Consider the following 16,607-nt stretch of genomic DNA (forward strand, 5'->3'; position numbering starts at 1 on the left):
CTCCGGAGTAGGATGGTTGCGCGGGAGTTACTGGGGTGCAGGGGCATTCGGGGTGGTCCAGTGGGGGTCCCGGTGGGTGGGGAGGGGTGGCCGGTGGGTGGGAGGACCGGTGGGTAACCGGGCGGGGCGCGCGTAAGCACCCCTACCGTCGCCGCCGTGAATATCAAACGATTTGCACGACTTCGTATTTCAATGCTCATTGTGACCGCTGCGGCTGGGGCGCTGCTCGGGGGCGGGGTGGCGGGGGTGTCGTCGGTGGCGCTGGCCGCGCCGCCGGTGATGCATACCGAGGCGACTCGGATCACGTTGCAGGGGGCGGTCAATATGCGGGATATCGGGGGGTATGCGACCTATACGGGGGATTCGACCAAGTCGGGGAAGGTGATTCGGGCGGATGCGCTCGGGAAGTTGACCGACGCCGATGTGCAGCAGTTGGGGGCGCTGGGGATCAAGTCGGTGATCGACTTCCGGACGCAGGCCGAGGTGGGGGCGCAGGGGGCGGATCGGGCGATTCCGGGGGCTACCGCGGTGTCCCGGCCGATCAGTGATGGGGGGATGTATCTGAAGATGGTGCAGGCCATCGGGTCCAAGGATCCGGCGGTGCAGCAGGCGGCGCTGGGTGACGGCAAGGCCGAGCAGATGATGCGCGATATGTATCAGAGCTTCCTGACGCCGGATTCGATGGCGACGTTCGGGCAGACGATCAAGGACATCGCGGCCTCCGGGGGCGCGACGCTGTATCACTGCACCGCGGGCAAGGACCGGACCGGGTGGATGACGTATGTGATGCTGCGCGCCGTGGGTGTGCCGGAAAACGTTGCCCGCCAGGATTATCTGCTGTCGAACCAGTATCGGTCGGCGGCGGATGCCGCGCAGCGGGCGCAGTTGAAGCAGGCGGGCATCATGCAGAACCCGGATCTGCTGATCCCGTTGCAGGTCGTCAGCGACGAGTACCTGAACAACGCGATCGACAAGATGAACGAGCAGTTCGGTGATTTCGGCAAGTTCCTCACCAAGGGACTGGGCGTCGACGCCGCGACCATCGTGAAGCTGCACAAGACCCTGGTGGGCTGACCCTCACCCGTTCCGGCCCCGTCGTACCGCGGCGGGGCCGTCACATGTCCGGCTACGGCCGAGAACTCAAGGCGGACAGGTCCAGCGCGGTCGTCTCCGCCCACGCGGTGGCGCGTAGGTCGCCGGGGTCGCCGACGCCGAGGGCCTCGTGCAGGCCGCGGGTTGCGGAGCGGGCGAGGTCCTCGAAGGCGGAGCGGGTGATCGGCCAGCGCAGGGTGCGCCGCCAGTTCTCGATCTCGCGTTGGAGGGCGGGGGCGGTCCAGCCGAGGTCGCGCAGCAATTGGGCGGCGGCCTCCGAAATCGGTTCGGGCAAATAGTAATTACCGGTGAGTTCGGCGGAGAGATTGATGTCGAACTGCTGGAATTGCACGTATCGATTGCCGGTGGCGACGAGGGTGAGGGTGGCGCGGGACGGCAACCCGGCGAGGAAGGTGGCCAGCCTTCGTGCGAACATGTCCCAGTCGGTGGTGACTATTCGTTCGCGCTGGCCCTGGATGCCCATCCCGGCCGATAATACGCCGTCCAATGCAACCACCGGACGAATTACCGTGCCGCCCAGTCCGATCATGGAAATATTGGCGACTTCGATCAGTACGGACGATCATGGACATCGCCATATCACCGACGGTGTAAGGAGCAGACGATCCATGTCCTCGGAATTCTCCGGCAGCCCTGACCATTTCGAGGTGCGCCCGGTCGGCCACGTCCGCTCCCCGCTCACCGACCGCACCGGGGCGCCGCGCCAGGCCGACGAGGACGCGCCGCCCGCCGAGGTGGTGCTGGCGCCCGAATTCGCCGCGGCGGCGGCCGATCTTCAGCCCGGCATGCGGGTAATCCTGCTGACCTGGTTGCACGCGGGAAGCCGGGACGTGCTCGCGGTGCATCCGCGCGGGGACCGGTCCCGTCCGGCGACCGGTGTCTTCGCGACCCGCTCCCCCGACCGGCCGAACCCGATCGGCCTGCACGAGGTGACACTGACCGCGGTATCGCCGGGTGTGCTGGGGGTGGCCGGTCTGGAGGCCATCGACGGCACCCCGATCCTCGATATCAAGCCGGTGCTGGGCGGCGTCGAAACCCGCTGACCGGCCCGGACGGGACGGGCGGGCGACCCTCGGGAGTAGGTTGAGTGCCATGGCGGCACCCAGGCATCCGATCCCGGCGGTCGGCACGCAACGGCTGGCCGCGGCGTGTCAGGCCGAGGTGACCGCGTTGACCAAGCAGTTGATGGCGGCGATCTTCACCGACAACCCGGGCTGGACGGATTACACGGCGGTGCCGCGCGCGGATCTGCGGGACGGCTGCCGGCGATACCTGACGCGGATCCTCGATCTGCTGGGCGGGTTGCCACCCAATCCGGACGGCGACGATGTGGCCGCGGCGATCGGCAGGCGGCGGGCCGAGCAGGGCGTGCCACTGGAGGCCATGCTGCGGACGTTCCGGCTCGGCGGCCAGATCGTGTGGGAAGCCTTGCTGGACAAGGCCGATGACATCGGGTCCGCGGAGACCCGGCAGGTCGGCTCGGCCATGTGGGCGGTGGTGGACGGCATGTCCTCGGCCCTGGTCACCTCGTACCGGAACACCGAGCTGGATCGGGTGCGCAGCGACGAGCGGCGGCGGCATTCGCTGATCGAGGACCTCCTCGCCGGGCGCGCCCACGACGCCACCTTCGCGGCACGGGCCGGGCGGGAACTGAATCTGCCCGCGCACGGCGCGTATCTCGTGATGGTGGCACGCGGCGAGGGCGGCCCGCGGCTGCACATGGGTGCCGAGGCGGCACTGGGGGTTTCGGGAGTGCGGTCGGTATGGCACGAGCGCGTGGATTCGACCGTCGGACTGGTGTCGCTGGAGCATCGGGACAGTTCTGTTGTGCTGCAACAGCTTCGGCCGTTGATCCGGGGCCGGGCGGGGGTCTCCCCCGCGGTCGCCGGACTCGCGGGCATCGATACCGCGCACGGGCTGGCGGTACTGGCGCTGGATACCGTGCCCGGGGACGCGGCCGGGCTGCTGGTTTCGCTGGACGAACGCTACCCGGAGGCGCTGCTGCTGCGCTCCCCCGATCTGACCGATCTGTTGGTCGCCCGGACCCTCGGCCCGGTCCTGGAATTGCCGCCGAAAGAACGTGACATTCTGCTGCGGACTTTGGCCGTCTGGCTCGCCGAGAACTGCTCCGCGGCCAATGCCGCACCCAAGTTGCACTGCCATCGGAACACGGTCATCAACCGGTTGCAGCGCATCACCATGCTGCTCGGCCGCCCCTTGGAAGGCCAACGCGCCTACCTGGAACTTTCCCTCGCTCTGGCCGCTCTGAAATTGCCCGGGACCGCCCGCGGCTGAGCCGCCGAAAGCACGCTACTCACGGGTACAAATTGTGCTCTCCGCCCAGTCACGAACAGACATATATGGGCTTCGAGGGCATTGATTGTGCAAATGGGGACAGACAGACTCGTTCGCAATGACTCGCATCACAACCGATGGCGGGTCGAGTTATCGAGAACGAGGAGCACCACGAGTGCCGGAATTCGATCTTCTGGTGATCGGTGGCGGTCCCGGCGGGTACGTCGCCGCCATCCGCGCCGCTCAACGAGGCCTCACCGTCGGCCTGGTCGAGAAGGAACGCCCGGGCGGCGTCTGCCTGAACTGGGGCTGCATCCCGACCAAGGCGATGCTGCGCTCGGCGGAGGTCTTCCACACCATCGCGCACGCCGCCGAATTCGGCATCTACGCCGATAACCTGCGCTTCGACTACGCCGCGGTGCGGCAGCGCAAGGACGGCATCGTCAAGGAACTGACCGACGGCGTCGCGGGCCTGCTCAAGGCCAATGGCGTCACCGTCATCGAGGGCCACGCCCGCTTCACCAGCCCGACCACGGTCGAGGTCGTCGAGGCCGGCCCGTCGCCGATCTTCGAGGGCGGCCCGCGCTACGCCGCCGCCCCGACCGCGAACGCAGTGCGCACCGTCAGCGCGAAGGACGTCATCATCGCGACCGGTTCGGTCCCGGCCGTACTCCCGATCCCGGGCGCGGACCTGCCCGGCGTCATCACCTCCGACGGCGCGTTCGGTCTCACCGAGGTGCCGAAGCGCCTGGTCGTCATCGGCGGCAGCGCGGTGGGCGCGGAGTGGGCCAATCTGTTCCACGAGTTCGGCGCGGACGTCACCGTGGTGGAGATGCAGGATCGCCTGGTCCCGTTGGAGGACAAGGAGATCGGCACCGCGCTGGTCCGCTCCTTCACCAAGCGCGGCATCAAGGTCCTGACCGGTGCGACCGTCACCGCCATCGCCGAGGACGACGCGGGCCTGACCGTCACGGTCGGCGGCGCGAAGCCGCAGGAGCTGCCCGCGGACGTGGTGCTGGTCGGCGTCGGCCGCCGCCCCAATACCGCCGGGCTGGGCCTGGAGGTGGCCGGAATCGCCACCGACGCACGGGGTTTCATCCCGGTCGACGAGCACCTGCGCACCGGCGTCGAGCACGTCTACGCCATCGGCGACGTCACCGGTAAGGCGCTGCTCGCCCACGTGGCGTCGCATCAGGGCCTGGTCGCCAGCGACACCATCGCCGGTCACGCCGCCCACATCGACTACAACGTGATCCCGGCCGCGACCTTCACGCATCCGGAGATCGCGAGCGTCGGCCTCACCGAGGACACCGCCAAGGCCGCGGGCCACGACATCGTCGCTGCGAAGTTCCCGTTCGCGGCGCTGGGCCGGGCCAAGTCCTTCGGCGATCAGGAGGGCTTCCTGAAGATCGTCGCGGGCAAGAAGCACGGCGAAGTGCTGGGTATGCACATCATCGGCCCGTCGGCCAGTGACCTGATCACCGAAGGGGCCCTGGCGATCTCGCTGGAGGCGACCCTCGACGAGCTGGCCGAGACCATTCACGCCCACCCCACCCTCGGCGAGATCGGTATGGAGGCCGCCCTGGTCGGGCTGGGCCTGCCGATTCACGTCGCGCCGCCCCGGAAGCGTTGAGGAGTTCCGTCATGACCACGACCACTTCAGCGGAGCTGAACATGTCCACCGCAGCGGAGCTGAACATGTCCACCGCAGCGGAGCTGACCCCGACCACCGCCGCGCCGCGCAAGCCGGCGCGCAAGGCCACCCGCCCGGCCGACCAGACCGCTGACGCAGCCGTATCCGGTTCCCTGCTCGGCGGAGCCGATTTCGGCGGCACCGACGCCGCGACCCTGCGCGAGCTGTACAGCGAGATGCTGTTCATCCGCCGCTTCGAGGAGCGCACCGCGCAGGCGTACCAGCAGGCCAAGATCGGCGGCTACTGCCACCTGAACCTGGGTGAGGAAGCCACCGTCGTCGGTGTCGGGCGGGCCATGCGTCCCACCGACTACCTGTTCACCAACTACCGCGAGCACGGGTACGCGCTGGCCAAGGGCATCGAGCCCGGCCGCGTCATGGCCGAGCTGTACGGCCGCTCGACCGGCACCTCCAAGGGCTGGGGCGGGTCGATGCACATGTACGACACCGAGACCCGGCTGCTCGGCGGGTACGCCATCGTCGGCGGCCAGGTGCCCCTGGCGATCGGCGCGGCGCTGGCCATCGACTACCGCGGCGGCGATGACGTCGTGGTGTGCCAGATGGGTGAGGGCACCACCAATATCGGCGCGTTCCACGAGTCGCTGAACATCGCGGCGTTGTGGAATCTGCCCGTGGTGTTCCTGGTAATCAACAACCAGACCGGTATGGGCACCACCGTCGAGAAGTCCTCGGCCGAACCGGATCTGTGGAAGCGCGCCGCCTCGTACCGCATGCGCGGTGAGCGGGTGGACGGCACCGATGTGCTGGCCGTGCGCGAGGTCGCCGCCGATCTCATCGAGACCGCGCGTCGCGAGGGCAAGCCCGCGCTGCTGGAGGCCGTCTCCTACCGGCTCAAGGGGCATTCGGTGGTCGACCCGGCCAAGTACCGGGCCGAGGACGCCGTGTCCACCGCGGTCGCGCACGACCCGATCGTGTTGTGGCACAACCGTCTGCTGGAGGCGGGCGTGCTGAGCGAGGAGTCGGCCGCCGCCATCGAGGCCGATGTGAAGGAGCGGGTGCGCGTCGCGGTCGATTTCGCCGACCAGTCCCCGCATCCGGATCCGGCCACCCTGTTCGATTACAACTACGCGACCCCGGTCGCGGGCGATTCCCATCGCCTGCCCGGTGATCCGCTCTTCACCGCCTAAGGACATCACCGTGGCTGTCATGACCTACCGTGAAGCGCTGCGCGAGACCCTCCGCGAGGAGATGCGGCGCGACGACGACGTTTTCCTCATCGGTGAGGAGATCGGCGTCTTCGAAGGCTCGTACAAGATCACCGCCGGCCTGCTGGCCGAGTTCGGCGAGAAGCGGGTGCGCGACACCCCGATCGCCGAAGAGGGTTTCGTCGGTGCGGCGATCGGCGCCGCCATGCTGGGCCTGCGCCCGGTCGTCGAGATCATGACGATCAACTTCTCGCTGCTGGCGCTGGACCAGATCGTCAATCACGCCGCCAAGATCTACGGCATGTTCGGCGGGCAGACCGCCGTGCCCATGGTCATCCGCACCCCCGGGGGCGGCGGGCAGCAGCTGGGTGCGACGCATTCGCAGAACATCGAGCTGTACTACGCGTTCGTGCCCGGCCTGAAGGTGGTCGCGCCGTCGACGCCCGCCGACGCGGCGGCGCTGATGAAGGCCGCGATCGCCGACAACGATCCGGTGCTGTTCCTGGAGAACCTGTCGCTCTACAACACCAAGGGCGAGGTTCCCGAGGACCTGCCGCCGGTCGAGATCGGCAAGGCCGCGGTCACCCGCGAGGGCACCGACATCACCCTGATCGGCTACTCCCGTATGGCGAACGTCTGCACCCAGGTCGCCGAACAGCTGGCCGCCGACGGTATCTCGGCGGAGGTCATCGACCTGCGCAGCCTGCGCCCGCTGGACCGCGACACCATCATCGCCTCGGTCGAGAAGACCGGTTGCGCCGTCATCGGCGAGGACGACTGGCTGACCTACGGCATCGGCGCGGAGATCGCGGCGTCCATCTCCGACGGCGCGTTCGACTACCTCGACGCCCCCGTCCGCCGGGTCGCCATGGCCGAGGTGCCGCTGCCCTACGCCAAGCCGCTGGAGAAGCTGGCGCTGCCCTCGCCCGAGTCGCTGTACCGGGCCGCCACCGAAACCCTTGCCGCCGTGGGCAAGCGCCGCTGAGATCCGGAAGGAACCATGTCCGAAGTAACCATGCCCCGGCTCTCCGACACCATGGAGGAGGGCGTCGTCGCGGCCTGGCTCAAGCAGGTCGGCGATCAGGTCAAGGCGGGCGAGATCCTGGCCGAGATCGAAACCGACAAGGCGCTCATGGAGCTCGAGGCCTACGAGGACGGGGTGCTCGAGCGGATCATCGCCGAAGCCGGTGCGCGCGTGCCGATCGGTGAGGCCATCGCGATCCTGGGTGACGGGAGCGGAGCGTCGGCCGCCGACGCCCCCGCCGCTGCCGCTCCGGCCCCGGCCGCGCAGGCTGATTCGGCGCCCCCCGTTTCCGCCCCCGGAAACGGCGCCGCACCCGGAAACGGCAGCGCGCCTTCGGCTTCCGCGGAATCCGGTGAGCGCAAGAAGTCGTCCCCGCTGGCCCGCAAGGTCGCCAAGGAGCTCGGCGTCGACATCGCCGCCGTGACCGGCACCGGTCCGGGCGGCCGTGTCACCAAGCTGGATGTCGAGAACGCGGGCAGCATGGCCACCGCGGCCGCGCCCACCGCTCCGGCCGCCAACGGCTCGGCTCCCGCCGCATCGGCCGTCACCGCTCCGACCGCCGTCGCCCCCGCCACCGGCGACTACGACGAGATCCCGCTGACCACCATTCAGCGTGTCTCGGCTCAGCGCCTGACCGAGTCCATGCAGCAGGCGCCGCACATCTACCTGACCAGCGCCATCGACGTGACCGAGCTGCTGGCCTTCCGCGCGCAGATCAACAAGACCCTGGAGCAGACCGGTTCCGGCAAGGTCAGCGTGAACGACCTGCTGGTGAAGGCGGTCGCCACCGCGCTGCGCCTGGATCCGTCGGTGAATGTCTCGTTCGCGGGCGACAAGCTGTTGCGGCACAAGGCGATCAATATCGGCATCGCCGTGGCCACCGACGCGGGCCTGTTCGTGCCGGTCATCCACGACGCGGACCGTAAGTCGGTGTCGGCCATCGCCGCCGAGGGCCGGGAGAAGGCCGGGCGCGCCCGCGACCGGAAGCTGAAGGGCGAGGACATGTCCGGCGGCACCTTCACCATCTCCAACCTGGGCATGTTCGGTATCGAGCAGTTCACCGCCGTGATCAACCCGCCGGAGTCGGCGATCCTCGCGGTCGGCGCGGCGCAGGACGAGTTGAAGCTCGACGGCGAGAAGGTGGTGTCGCGCAAGATCCTTCGCGTCACGCTGTCCGCGGATCACCGGTCGATCGATGGTGCGGTCGCGGCGAAGTTCCTGCAGCAGCTGAAGGAACTCATCGAGCATCCGCTGCGGATCGTGACCTAGTCACCCCGAGACCGTCGTCCGATTTTCTGATCCAGGATCGGACGACGACGCCCGCCGTGAGCCGCACTCACCCGGTGGCGGGCGGAATCGCCGGATGGCGTGGACCGGTTTTACCCGGCTGGTCCCCGTCATCCGGCTTTTCCCGTTTCGGCCGAGGGCGCGGGCCGGGATTGTCCGGCTCCGGCCGCCAGTTCGACCACCACCAATGCGGCGACGGCGGCGAACACGGTCCAGATGACCACCGGTCCGGTCGGGTACGACCAGAATGTCAGTGTGACCGCCGCGGCGGCGAGAACGGCGATCCGCAGCGAGCCCCGGTAGCGGGCCACGACGGATCGGATCGCCCGTGGATCGCGCACGACTCGGTGCGACTGCGCGGCCAGCACGATCACCACGGCCAGGGCGAACATCACTCGCGCGGTGGTGTCCAGCCGCACCAGGAAGGCGTCGATCACCGCGGCGGCGGCTCGAGGGGTGAGCACGTCGGCCGGTACCGCGTCCAGGTAGGCCGATCGTGCGATGCCGACGGCGACCGCGAGCAATGCCATCGCCAGCGCCAGCGTCGCACCCAGCCACGTGAGGGCGCCACGCCGCGCGCCGGTGGGTGCGGCCCAGACCGCGCCGGCCGCGACGAGCACCGTGATCCAGGGCAGCACGTCGGCCACCCGATCGAGGATCATCACCCATCGCCGCGCCTCGACCAGTTCGGGAGACCGGAAGACCACGAACGACCGGTCGATCGTCGGCACCTGGTCGGCGAACGTGAAGCCCCGGGCGGTCAATTCGGACTGGACGCTGTCGATGAGCGGGCCCAGTTCCACACTCACCGCGCCGTTCTGATCCATTCCGACCGCCGCCGGGGCCGCACCGGTCAGCACGACGACCAGCCCGCGGTGCGCCTGCCGATTCGCCTCGATCCACGCGGTTCGGAATTGATCGGAAGCCAGGACGGATTCGGCCGTGTCACGCACGAGACCTCGCGCTTGCCGGGTGGCCAAGGGAGCCAGCCCCGTCACCGCGCGCGGAACGCGCGGGTTGCTGTCGGCCAGCGCGGCCAGGGCCTGGGCGGTGACGGATTGGACGTCCACGCCGGTCATGATCGCGTCGGTGGCCCGGTCGGCCAGCACTTCTCGCAGTGCGGGGTCGGCGGACAACGGCGTGACGGTCCGGACGTAGCGGTCGGTGTCGAGCAACTCCCGGTGCGCGAATCCGGCGAGGACCGAGGCGATCGCCAGGACGGCGAACAGTGTCAGCAGAACGGTCGCGGCCGCCCACCGCACTGCGCTACGGCGTGGGCGTTCGGGTTCGGAAATCGCCATGACTGTCCCGCCTCGATCGTGCGATGGTCAATTCGAGCCGTGCAGAAACCGCCCGATCACGGTCTCGTCCAGGGCGAAAGCCTTGATGATCGAGGCAGCGCCGACGATCACCACCGACATCACGAAAAGCCAACTGACAGAAGTGAAAGCGAGCCCCAGGGGCCCGAAGTGCCGCTGGGCGTTGGCCGTGATCCTCGGCAGCACGGCCCGCCCGGCCAGATGCACGACGGTCAAGCCCGCCGCGGTCAGCAGCCCGGTCGCCCAGGCCACCCGCCGGGTCAACGCGCCCTTCGTGAGCAGGAACGGCGCGAACGCCCACACCACCGTCCAGATGACGAACTCGCCGGCCAGCACGAGCGGCCACCCCACATAGCTGACGCGCGCGAGGTTCTGGGTCTGCCCGACCAGCGCGACCGCCAGGGCGACCGCGAACAGTGCCGCGAACCACCGCCACGCGTCCCGTGGCCCGATCGAATTCACCTGCCACACCGCGCCGTAGACCCGTCCGAGCGCGCGGGCGAACGACGTGCCGCCGAACACGACCATCAGCAGACCGACCACGCCGAACGCGGCCAGCGACGAATCCGACGCCTGTGCCGCGTCGCCGACGGGCAGCGCCTCGAGATCGAATCCGAACTGGAAACGGATCGCGCCGGACGCGGAATGCCAGCCGCTCAGGGCCGATGCCGCCATGATGACCGGCAAGACCGACGTGAAGATCTGCGCGGACAGCGCCAGCGAGCGATCGACGAGCTCGATCTCGAACAGGCCCTGGACCGCCCGCCAGGCGGTCCGGCCCCAGGGTGTGCCGCGCAACCAACCGGCAGCGGTGTCCACGAATCGATCGTATCCCGGTCAATCGTGACGGTTGCCACTCCACCGACATGATGAGAAGATTCGGTAGCAACTCTCTCATCCTGTCGGCGCGTGACCGCCGTCAGGAACGGTCGATCAAAGGAGATCCACCATGACCGCCGCCGTCGCGCTCGCCGAGGGATCCGGAGCCGCCCGCCCCGAACGCCGTCCGTTCGGACCCGGCAGCCGGATGTGGGAGGACACCGGGCTCATCACCTTCTCCCTCACCGCCGACTCGGCCTTCCTGCTCCTTCTCTGCACCAAGCAAGCCGACTCGCCGAAGATCGACAATCCGACGCCGTGAACCCGACATTCGGGACAAGCTGCCAGCAGTCGCCGCGTTGCCGTAGCGCGAGATGCACGGCGTAGGTCGTCCATCGCTAGCTGTATGCGCACCCGGCGGATCAATATCGAACCTGGCTTACCCATCCGGTGATCCGATCACAGTAGAACAAAGGGGTTCTAACTCCATGACTTGCCCAGTGAGCCAACAGGTTTCAAGAGAAATCCTGGATCGGCGAGAAGACCTCAACCAGACTCTCGCTCCGGCCGTTCAGCGCTTCGAGGAAGTCGCAGGGTCATTGTTCCTTGGGCTTTTCGGTGTCGCGCTCTTCGACCAGACGATGCTTCCCGGTGTGTCCGCAGCACTCGAGGCCACCGGTCGAATTCAGTTTCGACCCTGGCAGCGGGCAGCACGAACCGGGGCGTCCGACCAGCTGGTTCTGCTTGGTGATGACCTAGTGAGAGGCGCGGAATCGGAACGATTGAAGCGCCTCCATGCAGAAGTCAGAGGAGTCGGCTCGGACGGCACCCGGTATTCAGCACTCAATCCAGAACTGTGGAACTGGATTCTGATCAGCACATTCTTCGTCCATCACCATGCGTACATCACGCTGACTGGCGACAGACCTTCGGCTGCCGACAATCAAGCCATCTGGGACTACTACCGCAGGAAGGCAGATGGCTTACAGCTTCCGGGCCGATCTCGCCTGATCGAAGACTACGAAGAGCTGGTCGAGTACTACGACGCAATGGTTGCCGAGAAGCTTCAGCAGACCACGATCCTCACTGCGGCAGCACAGTTGGTTCGTCGGCCTCCGGCACCAGATTTCATGCCTTCTGCAGTTGTTCCCGTATGGAAGATGGGCGGTCCCGTAATCGGCCACGTTGCAGGTGTTCTCGGATGCGGAATCATGCATCCTGGGGTACGCGCGTTGATGCCGATGACCTGGAGCCGCCGCCACGAGCTCGAATTCCAGATTCTGTCAACAATATTGAGATTCGGATACCAGTGGTTGCCCTCGGCTCTGACCGAAGTCCCGATGGCTCGAAACCGGCGGCAGTACCAGCGGCTTGTCAGTAAGTATCGAAGGATTGGCCTGCAATCGTTTGCGCCGGATCGACACCTAGGCCTCTAATAAGGGGATCCTAAGGAACCACAGGTTAGGTGAAGTTTACGATGTCGGCGTTCATGATTAGCGTAACTAGGTCAGGTCCTCCCATGCCCAGGCCGTGGCCGGGGTGCCGTCCGGTTCACGGCCGAATCTGAATTCATCCCCGGGAACATCGGAGACCCACAAATCGAACTGACCTCCCGCAGGTAACCGTCGCCTCAATCTTTCCCACGGGCCACGTCCAGGCATCGACGCCAATTCGTCGAGGAGCTTGGCCGTTAGCGCCAGCACATCCAACCGGAGCTCGCTTGCCGCACGCTCGGCCACAGCGGTCGCCGCGTCGATAGCACCCACATGGCGCAGACCTTGCACGATCCGTGCGATCGCCTCCGGGGCGCCGATCTCGACACGTGCGGGATCGACACGTGCGGCAAGCTGACGCTCGGACTCGTGAGCATCGATATCGTGCAACGCTTCGAATGCTTTCGCCAGCACGGCGGCGCGCTCGGTAGACGTTTCGGCAGCGACACGGCCAGCCAGCTGCGCCGCCTGTGCATGTGCACCCATCTCCTGTAGCCGCTTCAACAGCGGCATTACCGATGTGTCGTGTACCGGTACATGTGCTGCGAACCCCGAGAGCATCCCGGTGAGATGGCCACCGAGGTCGAGAATCTGCAAGGTGTGCAGCAGCCGGTCGACCCCAGCCACGTCGTCCAGGCGCAGGCGAACAGGGTCCAGGCCGTTGAGAAGTCCAGCTACCTTGTCATATCTGCCCGCCTGCAGGTAACCCAGCAGTAGCAGCGCGACGGTCGTGGGATCCTCCAGTGGAAATCCAGTCCGGTCGACGCGTGCGAAGACCGCATCGCGGAGGTCCTCGGCATGCACTACCGACAAGCTGTGCAGCAGAACGGTGAGCCCCCGCGGGTCGTCGCTATTCAGTTGATCCGGATCGATCCGCGCAGACAGGCACTTGGCTTCTTCGTGTGCGCCCACCGAGTGAAGTGCTCGCAGCGCCACCGCCAGCGCGGCGGGGGAATCGACGGCGATCCCGACGGCAACCCGCTCGGCCAGTACGAGCGCCTGTTCCTGAGCACCAACCTGGTGCAGGGCCCGCAATGCCCGATCGACTGACCAAATATCGTCAATCCGAATCTGGGCTACGCGGTCGGCGAAGGCAGAGAGCTGATCCTGGGCACCGACATAACGCAACGGCCCGAGCACCTTCGATAACCCCTTACCGTCCTCGATGGCAGCGTGGGAGGCGATTCGGTCAGCCAGGGCGCGCAGTTGGTCATGCGCGCGGGCACCATGCAGATCCATCAAGGCGGTGCCCACCGCGGACGAATAATGCAGTGGCGTCTCGATCACCACGCGATCGGCAAGCACCGCGACTTCCTCGTGTGCGCCGGCGTGATACAGCCAGTGCAGCACCGGGCCCAAACTCAGGCCGAATCGCTCATCCAATGGGACCGCGGTGGCGGCCGCCATGGCCAGGTGAGCAACCGGCATGTTCAGCTGGCGAAGCAGGTGGACCAGAGCGATCATCGCGCGGCCCTCACCCTGGTCCGACGCGTTCTTCCACAGCTGCGCAGCGTCGCGATGCAGCCCGCGCACCCGCGCCTCAGTTCCCAGCACAAATTGGTCCTCCACAGGCGAATACAACGCGACCGCCTGCCAGAACTCGATCGGCGGAATCGCCTCGGCACGGTGTTCGCGTCCGTACTGGTCGAGGAAGTCAGCGAGTTGGAACATCGGCCCCGTCGGCACCTCGCCGCCTCGGGTTTTGGGAGGGCGGCCGCGGGCGCGCAACGGATGCGGGCGGATAGGGGTAACCGGTCCCGACGCACCTTTGCAGGATCGGCTAGTTTCCTTGAGGGCTTGCTCAAACCAGCCCTCACCGAGTTCTCCCCGCTCGGTGTCACTGAGGTACGCGGCAGCAGCGTCACGTAACAGCATGTAGGGCAGCATGTTTCGGTGACCCATCCGCCGCGCATCCATCGCGACCTCGATTACCGCGCACGCCGCTGCCGACACCTGGTGTTCGTAGCGGTCCACCAATTCCGGTCCACCGGCGAGGTACTGGGTGATCCGCCCGTCTTCGGTGCTGTCGAGCGACGCCTTCAGCCGCGGGTCGCGTGCTGCGGTGTGCCGTAGTTCGTCGAGGTCGGCGCCGGTGAACGCTGAGGGGACCGTGATGATCTTGGCTTTGTCGAACAGGATCCGTGTGGGCGAGCCCGGGTCCTGACCGAGCACACGGTAATGCTCACGCCACAATGTCCCCAAGATCAGGACCGGAGCGCGGTCGTCGTCGGCGAGCAACACACGCAACGCAGTCGCGATCTCTTCTTTCTGCGCGGCACTACCGTCCTCGAAGTAGCGCTGTGTTTCGTTGAGCCAGAGCACCGTTCGTGCTCCCACATGCGCGATCTGTTCTTGCAGTGCACGCTGGCGGGTCGGTTGCTGCGGATGCCACAACCGCCACCCAGGCTCAGCCCGCAAAGGCGCCAACGCTTCCCACAGAGCGCGGGTCTTGCCGGTCGAGGAGCCCGCAACCAGCACGGCCATCGCGCTGGTACCTGCTTGGGCGCGCGTCACGAGATCGGCGAGAACTCGATCGTGCGCACGGGGCACATAGATCGGCAGTCGCGCTGGATCACCCTCCGCAGCCACGGTGATCGGGTGATGGACTTCGAGGTCGAACGGGTCAAGGACGTCGTCGAGATCACTTCCAAGCCGCGGTAGCACCACTTCGGCACCGTCGTCTCCGGCCTTCCGATCGGCAGTGCCGAATACCGGTGCTTGGTCTCCGTCTGCATGCAATTGTCTCCAGTACTGCGGAGCGAACAATGCTGGATCAACCCGGCGGTGTTTGTATTCGGCGATGCGTTTGCATGCCAGCACATATTTCGACACCGACCGCTGGCTAACCCGCTTGCCGTTCTCGGCGTTATACAACGTGTTCGCTGCCACTGCGTCCGGTGTGTCCTTCAGGACCCGGTACAAGTCGCTGACTTCGGCATCGACAAGTCGGCGTAGCGCGAGAAGCTCCCGAGATAGCCGACCGCTCGAATCATCACTGGTTGTGGTCATCGACTGCATCATCGCCGAATTCTCCCTTCCCACCCAGTCATTCAGCGCCCAGCGACGGCAACAACCGCCACCGCAGCCCCGGCCAGCACAGCCACGCATACGCACAGCCGCACTGTCGCCGCCCAACTACGTATAGCGGCGCGGACCGTCTTCCCCAGCTCAGACCACATCAGTGCTTCTCCTTGGATATCGGCAAGCAAGCATCGACACCCACTGCACCACAACCGAATTGGGTTACAAGCCGGGTTTGCGTTGCTCTGTGCCAACTTGCGGAAGGCTGAGCAGATTCGAGCATGCTACGACGGTGCTTGTGCCGCGTCCGGGAAGGTTGGTGCTGAAACCGTTGTCCGGGTGGCGGGTTGATCGTCGGCGGGTGAGCGGTGATGCTGCCGGTGGAGGTGATGCCGGTGGCTCGAAAGCCGGATGTGTTCGTCAGAGCGGTGACGCCAGAGGAGGGCCGCAGGCTGGCCCAGATCGCGCGGCGTAGCAAGGTGCCGGTGCGGATGCGGCGTGCTGTGGTGGTGATGGCCTCGGCGCAGCATCAGCCGGTCGGGTTCATCGCGAAGTTGATGCAGGTTTCGGAATCGTATGTGCGGCAAGTGATCCACGATTTCAACGAGAAGGGGTTCGACGCTCTGGACCCAAAATGGAGCGGGGGCAGGCCGGTGAAGACCGATCAAGCGACGCGTGATCGGATCTGTCAGATCGCCCGGTGCTGCCCCCGTGACCTCGGATGGCCGTTCTCGACCTGGAGCCTGTCGAAACTGGCAGAAGTGTTGCGGATCAACAAGATTGCCGACATCAGCCGCGAGACCGTCCGGCAGATCCTCAAGGCTGGCGGGGTGTCGTGGCAGGCCACGAAAACCTGGAAAGCCAGCAACGACCCCGACTTTCAAGCCAAGATGGCACGAGTCCTCGATCTTTACGACAACCCGCCCGCCGACGGCCGGGTGATCTGCGTGGACGAGTTCGGCCCACTGAACCTCCAACCCCGCAGCGGCCGAGGCTGGTTCACCGCGCGGCGGCCGCGCCGGTTGCGGGCGACCTACCGCCGCACGCAGGGTGTTCGGCACATGTTCGGTGCCTTGGATCTGCGGACCGGGCAGTTGTATTACCGGATTCGGGACCGGAAACGATGGACCGAGTTCCTGGCGTTCCTGAAGTCTCTGCGGGCTCGGTGGCCGGGCCGGAAACTGTATCTGATCTGCGACAACTACTCGGTCCACAAGCGCGCCGAAGTCCGGGCGTGGTGCGCGGGCGGGACTGCCCCCGGTTTGGTTGATTCCTGATCTGCGAGGACTTGGTCCTCGCTGAGAGGATGTCCACCATGCCGAAGCCGTATCCGGAGGAGTTCCGCCGCGATGTCGTCGCGGTCGCCCGCAAGGGCAA

At 66.7% G+C, this 16,607-nt stretch carries 14 protein-coding genes; 10 read left to right on the forward strand and 4 right to left on the reverse strand.

Annotated features, from left to right (window positions below):
* Positions 1-192 precede the first annotated feature (192 nt).
* Positions 193-1,074, forward strand: coding sequence for a tyrosine-protein phosphatase (locus ACFV4K_RS27565; RefSeq protein ID WP_379278792.1), 882 nt, complete (start codon positions 193-195; stop codon positions 1,072-1,074).
* Positions 1,075-1,126: 52 nt separating this feature from the next.
* Here the strand turns inward: ACFV4K_RS27565 and ACFV4K_RS27570 are convergent, their stop codons facing one another.
* Positions 1,127-1,576, reverse strand: coding sequence for a hypothetical protein (locus ACFV4K_RS27570; RefSeq protein WP_379278793.1), 450 nt, complete (start codon positions 1,574-1,576; stop codon positions 1,127-1,129).
* Between the two features lie 145 nt (positions 1,577-1,721).
* Between ACFV4K_RS27570 and tsaA the strand changes: the two genes are divergently transcribed.
* The 6 genes from tsaA to ACFV4K_RS27600 all read left to right on the forward strand — a co-directional run bounded on the left by tsaA (position 1,722) and on the right by ACFV4K_RS27600 (position 8,560).
* Positions 1,722-2,156, forward strand: a complete 435-nt coding sequence (gene tsaA, locus ACFV4K_RS27575; RefSeq protein WP_379278795.1) for a tRNA (N6-threonylcarbamoyladenosine(37)-N6)-methyltransferase TrmO — start codon at positions 1,722-1,724, stop codon at positions 2,154-2,156.
* 49 nt (positions 2,157-2,205) lie between these two features.
* The gene (locus ACFV4K_RS27580) at positions 2,206-3,408 is read left to right on the forward strand and encodes a PucR family transcriptional regulator (protein ID WP_379278797.1); all 1,203 of its coding nucleotides are present in this window, start codon (positions 2,206-2,208) and stop codon (positions 3,406-3,408) included.
* A gap of 175 nt (positions 3,409-3,583) precedes the next feature.
* A complete protein-coding gene (gene lpdA / locus ACFV4K_RS27585) occupies positions 3,584-5,041 on the forward strand; it encodes a dihydrolipoyl dehydrogenase (RefSeq protein ID WP_379278799.1) in 1,458 nt (485 codons plus the stop codon).
* An 11-nt stretch (positions 5,042-5,052) separates the two neighbouring features.
* Positions 5,053-6,249 (forward strand): pyruvate dehydrogenase (acetyl-transferring) E1 component subunit alpha, encoded by a 1,197-nt coding sequence (pdhA, locus tag ACFV4K_RS27590; RefSeq protein ID WP_379278801.1) that lies wholly within the window; start codon positions 5,053-5,055, stop codon positions 6,247-6,249.
* A gap of 19 nt (positions 6,250-6,268) precedes the next feature.
* Positions 6,269-7,252, forward strand: a complete 984-nt coding sequence (locus ACFV4K_RS27595) for an alpha-ketoacid dehydrogenase subunit beta (protein ID WP_379278803.1) — start codon at positions 6,269-6,271, stop codon at positions 7,250-7,252.
* A 15-nt stretch (positions 7,253-7,267) separates the two neighbouring features.
* Positions 7,268-8,560, forward strand: coding sequence for a dihydrolipoamide acetyltransferase family protein (locus ACFV4K_RS27600; RefSeq protein ID WP_379278804.1), 1,293 nt, complete (start codon positions 7,268-7,270; stop codon positions 8,558-8,560).
* 128 nt (positions 8,561-8,688) lie between these two features.
* Here ACFV4K_RS27600 and ACFV4K_RS27605 read toward each other — a convergent pair whose 3' ends face one another.
* Complete coding sequence (locus tag ACFV4K_RS27605; RefSeq protein WP_379278806.1) at positions 8,689-9,879, reverse strand: hypothetical protein; 1,191 nt, start codon at positions 9,877-9,879, stop codon at positions 8,689-8,691.
* Positions 9,880-9,906: 27 nt separating this feature from the next.
* A complete protein-coding gene (locus tag ACFV4K_RS27610; protein ID WP_379278807.1) occupies positions 9,907-10,716 on the reverse strand; it encodes a hypothetical protein in 810 nt (269 codons plus the stop codon).
* Positions 10,717-10,846: 130 nt separating this feature from the next.
* Between ACFV4K_RS27610 and ACFV4K_RS27615 the strand changes: the two genes are divergently transcribed.
* Positions 10,847-11,038, forward strand: coding sequence for a hypothetical protein (locus ACFV4K_RS27615; RefSeq protein ID WP_379278809.1), 192 nt, complete (start codon positions 10,847-10,849; stop codon positions 11,036-11,038).
* Between the two features lie 178 nt (positions 11,039-11,216).
* A complete protein-coding gene (locus tag ACFV4K_RS27620; RefSeq protein WP_379278811.1) occupies positions 11,217-12,152 on the forward strand; it encodes an oxygenase MpaB family protein in 936 nt (311 codons plus the stop codon).
* A 66-nt stretch (positions 12,153-12,218) separates the two neighbouring features.
* On the opposite strand, the gene ACFV4K_RS27625 is transcribed toward ACFV4K_RS27620, so the two are convergent.
* Entirely contained in the window at positions 12,219-15,218 is a 3,000-nt protein-coding gene (locus ACFV4K_RS27625) for a hypothetical protein (RefSeq protein ID WP_379278812.1), read from the reverse strand.
* A 383-nt stretch (positions 15,219-15,601) separates the two neighbouring features.
* Here ACFV4K_RS27625 and ACFV4K_RS27630 point away from each other — a divergent pair, with 383 nt between their 5' ends.
* Complete coding sequence (locus ACFV4K_RS27630) at positions 15,602-16,507, forward strand: IS630 family transposase (RefSeq protein ID WP_379278814.1); 906 nt, start codon at positions 15,602-15,604, stop codon at positions 16,505-16,507.
* Positions 16,508-16,607: the final 100 nt, after the last annotated feature.

The sequence above is a fragment of the Nocardia sp. NPDC059764 genome (assembly GCF_042732555.1).
In the GTDB taxonomy this organism is placed as follows: domain Bacteria; phylum Actinomycetota; class Actinomycetes; order Mycobacteriales; family Mycobacteriaceae; genus Nocardia.

What these genes read in the sequence shown, in the direction of transcription:
- ACFV4K_RS27565 (WP_379278792.1), top strand. Translation starts at nt 193, where the DNA reads ATGCTCATTGTGACCGCTGCGGCTGGGGCGCTGCTCGGGGGCGGGGTG.
- ACFV4K_RS27600 (WP_379278804.1), top strand. Translation starts at nt 7,268, where the DNA reads ATGTCCGAAGTAACCATGCCCCGGCTCTCCGACACCATGGAGGAGGGC.
- ACFV4K_RS27570 (WP_379278793.1), bottom strand. Translation starts at nt 1,576, where the DNA reads ATGGGCATCCAGGGCCAGCGCGAACGAATAGTCACCACCGACTGGGAC.
- ACFV4K_RS27615 (WP_379278809.1), top strand. Translation starts at nt 10,847, where the DNA reads ATGACCGCCGCCGTCGCGCTCGCCGAGGGATCCGGAGCCGCCCGCCCC.
- tsaA (WP_379278795.1), top strand. Translation starts at nt 1,722, where the DNA reads ATGTCCTCGGAATTCTCCGGCAGCCCTGACCATTTCGAGGTGCGCCCG.
- ACFV4K_RS27595 (WP_379278803.1), top strand. Translation starts at nt 6,269, where the DNA reads ATGACCTACCGTGAAGCGCTGCGCGAGACCCTCCGCGAGGAGATGCGG.
- ACFV4K_RS27625 (WP_379278812.1), bottom strand. Translation starts at nt 15,218, where the DNA reads ATGACCACAACCAGTGATGATTCGAGCGGTCGGCTATCTCGGGAGCTT.
- ACFV4K_RS27580 (WP_379278797.1), top strand. Translation starts at nt 2,206, where the DNA reads ATGGCGGCACCCAGGCATCCGATCCCGGCGGTCGGCACGCAACGGCTG.
- ACFV4K_RS27630 (WP_379278814.1), top strand. Translation starts at nt 15,602, where the DNA reads ATGCTGCCGGTGGAGGTGATGCCGGTGGCTCGAAAGCCGGATGTGTTC.
- pdhA (WP_379278801.1), top strand. Translation starts at nt 5,053, where the DNA reads ATGACCACGACCACTTCAGCGGAGCTGAACATGTCCACCGCAGCGGAG.
- ACFV4K_RS27605 (WP_379278806.1), bottom strand. Translation starts at nt 9,879, where the DNA reads ATGGCGATTTCCGAACCCGAACGCCCACGCCGTAGCGCAGTGCGGTGG.